Genomic DNA, 7211 nt, shown 5'->3' on the forward strand with positions numbered 1-7211 from the left:
ACCCGAGGACCGACGCCGCCAGACTGTCCCGACATTAGCGAAACCACTGTCCGGGAATTAGCGGAACCCCTGTCCGGCTTTTGCGAAATGCGCAAGATGCTCGCTCTATCCGTCGAATTTGGTCTTGATGGGGAGGCCAGCGAGGCAATACCAGACTATGACCGCTTCAAATCCAAACTACAGGTGCTGCAAGATGCATTCAGCATTCAGCGGGAAGATGCATTGAGAGCTTAACTCACCAATGATCCTGCACGCATAGGCGCAGAGCCAGTCGGTACCAGTGCCGAGTTCCTGGCTCGCTCCATTGACCATGACCGGGTTGGGATCGCCGGCAGAATGGCACCTTTCAGGCTAGTTTGCTCCAGAACCGGACCACCTGCTTCCGGCCCGGTTCCATCCATTGCCAATGCTCGCCGGAGCCGCGGAATGGGCAGGGTTATTGACGTCGAAACCACACGACGCGCTCTCAACGTTCGCGTTTTGTGCTCCGAAAGTCGCATAAATGGCAGAGTGGTGTGATGTCCGGAATTATTTGGCATTTGATGGGGTTTACCTGTCCGGAATTATGGGCCGCAGGTGTTCAGCCTATACGATTGAAAACAAGAGGATTTTCAGGTCGAGGAGAGGGGCTCCCGATCCAAAGACCGGGTTTACCAATGGCCACAATCACAGCTAATTCTGGATTGGCGTTAAGTGGTTGAATCAGCGTGGAAGTTAAGCGCCTCTATTGGTCAACCTGCTTACGGTCGGCAACGGATTGGTCAACCCCAAAACCCCAGGATTGGTAAACTGAAGCAGCAGCCCTATCGACTAAGATTCAGCTCTACGCCTTCACTGTCCCAGCAAGGGCTCTCGGTAGCGAATGGCGCCCTTGAGCGGGCGAGGGCGGCAAGGCGTGGGTGTCACGACACATATAACTCGAGCTGCTACTCCGTGGTTTCCGTTCTGCCGCTGGGGACTAGCGCACGATGTCGAGGAAAGAGTTCGTGCCACTCAACATGCTCGCCAGCTTGGCGGGAATCTCTCGCCAAGCGGTTTGGAAGGCCTGCCAGCGCGGCAACTGGCGGGGGCACGCCCTGGAGGTGCGCGTCGTTCATCCCCTTTCGCATGATCTCGACATGCGGGCTTATGTGCCCGTTTGTGCTGACGCAGCCCAAATTCCCATCACAAGGTCCCGCATCAGCAGTGCTTCACCCCAACGGTCCGTCGAGTCATTGGCAGCGCTCGTTGTGATTGCGTAAGGGCGCGGCCCAAGCTCACAAGTAAAGCTTAATTGGGCGTCAAAACCCGCGCGGCGGCGCCAACTTTCGAACCCATAGCGCCACCAGCCAGCGAATAAATTGACCCACATCTGATGATGGGGAAATGAGATCTCGATCTGGACCTGTTCGCGCGATGCAACGCGTCCGTGAAATGCCCAGGATGAATCTAATATTCTTTCGATGAGCCGATGGTTTTCGTCGCTCACTGGCCAAGCAAATTCGCGACCTACAAGAAAATGCGACAAGTCCGCAAGCAGCGGCATGGTTGGCACGGCTTCCAGCAGATCGAGTGTGAAGAAGAGGTCCGTCGTGAGCCGATTGCGGTGCGTCTCAAAATAAACCGGGAGGCCAGCGCCGTCGCCGATCTTCATCCACCGCTCAATAAGTTTGATCCCGTCCGTCAGTCGACGCAGTCTTACGTCGGGTTGCACATTGAAATGCAGAGCACCAAGCTCACCAGCAAAATCGATTTGCCGCCGCAAATCATCATCGCTCGCAGGGAGCCCGCACGCTTCGACAAGCAGGTCGGTTCCGCCGAGGGCCTGTTTGATTGCCTGAGTCTGCTCCCTGCTGCTGACGAAAATGCTTACGCCATCAAAGGACGCTTCTGCAATCATTCGGAGGTTTTCGTCTAGAGTTCGCTCGAACCCATCGGGTTCGCGTCGTTCCATTGCCCAGATGGATTGAAGTACTTTGAGTTCCTGCATCACACTTTCCTTAGTAAACCACCACGCTCCGGATCGACTTGCCCTCATGCATGAGCTCAAAACCCTTGTTGATGTCTTCCAGCTTCAGCAGATGGGTGATCATCGGGTCGATCTGGATTTTGCCGTCCATGTACCAGTCGACGATTTTCGGCACGTCGGTGCGGCCGCGTGCGCCACCGAAGGCGGTGCCCATCCAGGTGCGGCCGGTCACCAGCTGGAACGGCCGGGTCGAAATCTCCTGACCAGCACCCGCGACGCCGATGATGACCGACTTGCCCCAGCCGCGATGCGAGGCTTCCAGCGCCTGGCGCATCACCTTGGTGTTGCCGGTGCAGTCGAATGTGTAGTCAGCGCCACCGATCTGGTCGGCGCCGCGCTTGGTCATGTTGACGAGGTAAGGCACGATGTCGCCGTCGATCTCCTTCGGATTGACAAAATGCGTCATGCCGAAGCGCTCGCCCCATGCCTTCTTGTCGTTGTTCAAATCGACGCCGATGATCATGTCGGCGCCTGCCAGCTTCAAGCCCTGGATGACGTTGAGGCCAATGCCACCGAGACCGAAGACGACAGCGGTGGCGCCTTGCTCGACCTTTGCGGTGTTGATCACCGCACCGATGCCGGTCGTCACGCCGCAGCCGATGTAGCAGATCTTGTCGAAGGGCGCGTCTGGGTTGACCTTGGCCACGGCGATCTCGGGCAAGACCGTGAAATTGGAAAAGGTCGAGCAGCCCATATAGTGAAAGATCTTGTCCTTGCCGATCGAGAAGCGCGACGAGCCGTCCGGCATCAGGCCTTGGCCCTGCGTGGCGCGGATGGCGGTGCAAAGATTGGTTTTGCGCGACAGGCAGGACGGGCACTGCCGGCATTCGGGCGTATAGAGCGGGATGACGTGGTCGCCCTTCTTGACCGAGGTGACGCCCTTGCCGACATCGACGACAACGCCGGCGCCCTCATGGCCGAGGATCGCGGGAAAGAGGCCTTCCGGATCGGCGCCCGACAGGGTGAACTCGTCGGTATGGCAGATGCCGGTCGCCTTGATCTCGACCAGCACCTCGCCCTCACGCGGACCGGCGAGCTGCACGGTCATGATCTCAAGCGGTTTTCCGGCCTGAACAGCTACAGCGGCGCGTACGTCCATATACAAATTCCCCCTGGTGTGGTGCTTGCGAGAAAAATTCAGCCGTAGCCGTTGTGCATTCTGCCCGCCACAATGGGCGGATCGCTGGCATCAGAAGTCTGGCAGAAGCGCTGCTACGCTTGCTGCTTCGATGAGATCCGCTTCCAGGAAAACTTTATGTAGTTTCGTTTGATGTAACCGATTGCCTCGATGTCATTCTCTCGCATTGCTGTGAGCAAATCAGTTATCTCTAGCTGTAGCAATCGAACCGCATCTGGCCAGATGTCGCGGGACATTTCATACCAGGCTCGGGCCGCTCTAAAGTAAAGGTTATGCCACACGTCAAGGAACACTTTATTCAGCAAGAGGTCGCTAATCGCGAAGTGGAGAATGTGGTTGATTTGCCAATGCTCACCGACATCGAATTTCTCTGCCAAATTGTCCGACCGGTTAAGCAAAGTCTCTAAGACGGCCACATCCGCTCTCGTCGCGTCACGTGCTCCAATTCGCCCAAAAAGCTGCGCCATCTCAATCCTAACGTCAAACACCTCACGCAACTGGACGGGGTCAAAAGGTGTCACGAAAGTGCCAATGCCGTTTCTCACCTCCACGAGCCCTTCAATCGACAGGCGCTGGAATGCTTCACGCACTGGTGTCCGACTGACGTGGAATTCAACGGCGATATCATTCTCGCGAAGCATTGCTCCGGGAGCGTACTCAAGAAGGCAAATGCGATCTCTCAACAGGTCGTGGATTTCGATCGCACCCACCTTCTTTGATTCCTCTTGTCCGCTCATGGTCAGCAACTCCAATTGTCACTTGCTCCGCTTTTCCGAGGTGTCGGCATCAGATCAACTTGCTTAGGTCATTGCTGTAGGGCGGTCGCCTTCTACGCTAAATCGTCAAGGATTTGATGGCGATTGCCGGATTTGCAAGCGCGTCGGCATCTGGGCGGATACGCCTCCCAATCATCTTCTCGGCGATGCGTATATCCTTACTTATGGTGGCAAGACTGCCAAATCCGCAGGCCGCCACTAACCGTCCGTCTGGGGCCAAGTAAAAGGAGATCTGCCCCTTGTCGCCAAGATCCCTGTTGATAGCGGCGTCAGAATTACCATAAATTCCAGCAATCTGGAGCGTCTCGTCGTACTGGTCTGACCAGAACCACGGGACACTCTCATACGCAGAGCCCGACCCCAACATGTTGGCTGCTGCCACCGCGCCTTGTTGCCATGCATTCCGCCACACCTCTAGCCGCACTCGTTCGCCGTAAAGACGATGCAGGAAAGAACAACAGTCGCCGGCCGTAAAAATGTCAGGATCGGAGGTAGCAAGCGTGTCGCTCGCCGCAATCCCTTTTTCGATCGCTAGCCCGGCCGCCTGTGCAAGTTCTACGTTTGGGACTGCACCGACTCCGACCAGCACTAGATCGGCAAGGAATGTGCGGCCGTCGGCCAATGATACCAGAGATTGTTCTTCGGCGGCCTCGATACCAGCAACCGTAGCATCCAGTTCAATGCGTACGCCGGCGTCCAGGTGCTTTGTTTTTATCCGCTCAGCTATGCTGGCGGGTACTGCTCTCATGAGCAGCCGTGGGCCGGCCTCAAGCACCGTCACAGAGGCGCCCCTGGATACTGCACTTGCAGCAACTTCAAGCCCGATGAAACCGCCACCGATTACTACGACCGCACATCCTGGCCTGAGGGTCTGTCGAATAGCTACAGCGTCGGCGTAGGTGCGAAGTGTAGCCATGCGACATTCTGGGTCGACTGGAACACCTAGCATTCGCGGGCGGGCGCCGGTTGCCAAGAGCAAACGCTCGTAAGTTAAGAGCTGGCCCCCTTGAAGGGACACTGCATGTGTCGCCCGATCGATCGATAGGACATTGACCCCTGCAAAGTATTCGATTGCCAATTCTCTCAACCGCTGGGCAGTGATAAGGAACTTCGGTCCGCTATCTTCGGCCTCGGTCAAAAGGCCTTTTGATAGTGGCGGCCGTTCATAAGGTAGCGTAGCTTCACTGCCGACTAGAATGACGCGTCCGGGCCAACCGCCCGTCCTTAAAGCAACAGCCGCAGCCGTTCCGGCCTCGCCCGCACCGACAATTACCATAGCACGTTCTTGTTTCATGCTGGCAGTCCAGCAATATTGCCGCGAAGGACCGCCAATCGTTGTTCAGCATTCTCCGATCCCGCAGCTTGCGCTTCATTATTTTCTTCGTCCGACGATTTAACAAAATACCCGATTTCGCTCGCAAAGCGTGCCGTTGCGACCAGGTATCCATGCGCCATCTTACTTCTCCCGATAGGTCCGTTCAGATCTTGATGAACACAACATCGGAATCCACCTTAATGTCGTACCGTCGTAGATCGACGCAAGCGGGCAAAGCTCGGGCCTCGCCAGTTCGGTAGTCGAACGTCCCAAAATGCTTGGGACATTCAATGATGCTGCCGTCGACTATGCCGTCTGCGAGATGCACCTTTTCATGGCTACAATGCCCGTCAATCGCGAAGAAGTTACCCTCTGCAGACCGGATAATCGCAAACGAGCGCCCTCCATGGTCGAACCGCATTGCTTCCTCGGGCGCCAACGCATCCGAGGTGCACACCTCGACCCACTCTCCTATTTTAGTCATGTTCTTTCCTCTCGAACCTAGCTGGCAATGCAAACACGGCTACCGACGATCTAGAACCGCCATGCCAAGCTGCAGAACAGCGCTAATCGGGCATCCAAATTTGGAGAATTGCAGGCTGGGAGAACCTATACCTTGGACCCGCCGCGGTTGAAATTCTTGCCTCTCGTTCGTTTGTACATCGCCTCGTCGGCCTCCTGCGAGCCATCGTGCGCCGTACCGAACCACTCATCGAAGGGAATTAATGTGTCGCCGTAGTTAACCTCAAAATACCTGTGATGCAGGTAGTGGTAGTACCCATCGGAATCGAGATGGCTACCGCCTTCGGAAACGACCTTGTCGAAGCCCAGATGGCCCAACGCCGGGATTAGCGCCTGGATCATGAGGCAGAACATCACGTTCATCGGATGAGAGGGCACGAGGAAAAAGAACAGCACCCCCGAGAAATACAGGATGTGCTCAAACGTATGCATCGACAAGCCCGACCATGGTCCTGGATTAACGTTATTGTGATGCACCTTGTGGATGATGTGATAAAGAGGCCCAATGTGGATCAAACGGTGGACCATATAGAACTGCAGCTTCAACCAGGCCGGAGTTATAAAGAGTAGACCGACAAAGTAGATCGAGTGCTGCGTTAAATCCAGTTGCATGGTGTAACCATTCGAATACATCCACCACGCGAGCACCTCGTACGCCGTCCAGACAGGCACACCACTACACATGGTCCAAAATACATTTTCGGCGGTCTGGCTCCGGAACAGAAATACCGAGTTGTCGGTGTCGGGCCACTTCGAATTGTATTTGAAGTTTGTGTCCTGGCGACGCTGAATGTAGAGCAGCGTGTGCAGTCCACCATATACAAGAAGGGCCAGCGCGGCGTTGCGCAGGAGAATGGCCGCCACCCAGCCGATGCTGAACTCTCGCATCATATCCGTTGTGGGCGTCAGATAGACCCACGCGACAACGGATATGCCGATCAGGAGCGCGTTCCAAGGCCAAAGATATCCAGGAAACCCGAACATCCATACGAGAAACTTTCTCGGTTGGGCCGGCCATACAAACAAGGGCTCGCGCGCGGGTCGCTTATGAGGTGACCACTGCCCTCGCTTGTCACGACTTCCATACAGCCTGTCGTCCATGCGGTTCTCCGTTGGCGAACTCTGCGCCACCTAACTCGAAGATAATGATGTATACAGCAGTAGGACGCTTTCGTCGCGATGTCAAGGTTTTTTCACATATTTGCACGATTTCCGCGCATTTCGCCGACGTCCTAGACGTGTGCTGTGTATAGCTTGGACGCATTACCTGTTGCTAAGGGGCAGGGGTCCCCGGTGGCCAGCTGCGCAGCCCGCAAAATCCCTGAGCGCAAGATGGCACGTCTAATGCCTAACGGAAGTAAGCGCCACGCCGCTCCCCTCGTGCGGCGCATGAGGTGAATGTGCGAAGAATCCCCCCGATCGCGAGAGACGGAGGGCCTACGTGGGAGCAGA

At 56.1% G+C, this 7211-nt stretch carries 8 protein-coding genes; 1 reads left to right on the forward strand and 7 read right to left on the reverse strand.

Features of this window, described 5'->3' with window-relative positions:
- Positions 1-234: hypothetical protein (locus tag C8D77_RS38195; RefSeq protein ID WP_215732109.1), on the forward strand; the 234-nt coding region annotated here is incomplete at its 5' end.
- An 892-nt stretch (positions 235-1126) separates the two neighbouring features.
- Here C8D77_RS38195 and C8D77_RS37005 read toward each other — a convergent pair.
- The 7 genes from C8D77_RS37005 to C8D77_RS37030 all read right to left on the reverse strand — a co-directional run bounded on the left by C8D77_RS37005 (position 1127) and on the right by C8D77_RS37030 (position 6860).
- Positions 1127-1972 (reverse strand): sugar phosphate isomerase/epimerase family protein, encoded by an 846-nt coding sequence (locus C8D77_RS37005; RefSeq protein ID WP_170136933.1) that lies wholly within the window; start codon positions 1970-1972, stop codon positions 1127-1129.
- A gap of 7 nt (positions 1973-1979) precedes the next feature.
- Positions 1980-3107 (reverse strand): S-(hydroxymethyl)glutathione dehydrogenase/class III alcohol dehydrogenase, encoded by a 1128-nt coding sequence (locus C8D77_RS37010; protein ID WP_109672908.1) that lies wholly within the window; start codon positions 3105-3107, stop codon positions 1980-1982.
- A gap of 113 nt (positions 3108-3220) precedes the next feature.
- Complete coding sequence (locus C8D77_RS37015; RefSeq protein WP_109672910.1) at positions 3221-3883, reverse strand: GntR family transcriptional regulator; 663 nt, start codon at positions 3881-3883, stop codon at positions 3221-3223.
- A gap of 97 nt (positions 3884-3980) precedes the next feature.
- Positions 3981-5216 (reverse strand): NAD(P)/FAD-dependent oxidoreductase, encoded by a 1236-nt coding sequence (locus C8D77_RS37020; RefSeq protein ID WP_109672913.1) that lies wholly within the window; start codon positions 5214-5216, stop codon positions 3981-3983.
- Positions 5213-5377: a hypothetical protein gene (locus C8D77_RS37990; protein ID WP_170136934.1), complete on the reverse strand. Its 165-nt coding sequence runs from the start codon at positions 5375-5377 to the stop codon at positions 5213-5215. The genes C8D77_RS37020 and C8D77_RS37990 overlap by 4 nt, the downstream gene beginning before the upstream one ends.
- 23 nt (positions 5378-5400) lie before the next feature.
- On the reverse strand, positions 5401-5721 hold the full coding sequence (locus C8D77_RS37025; protein WP_109672915.1) for a MocE family 2Fe-2S type ferredoxin: 321 nt from the start codon (positions 5719-5721) through the stop codon (positions 5401-5403).
- A 125-nt stretch (positions 5722-5846) separates the two neighbouring features.
- Positions 5847-6860 (reverse strand): sterol desaturase family protein, encoded by a 1014-nt coding sequence (locus C8D77_RS37030; RefSeq protein WP_109672917.1) that lies wholly within the window; start codon positions 6858-6860, stop codon positions 5847-5849.
- Between the last annotated feature and the right edge of the window lie 351 nt (positions 6861-7211).

Origin of the sequence: Mesorhizobium loti (assembly GCF_003148495.1) — a bacterium.
GTDB classification, from domain to species: domain Bacteria; phylum Pseudomonadota; class Alphaproteobacteria; order Rhizobiales; family Rhizobiaceae; genus Mesorhizobium; species Mesorhizobium loti.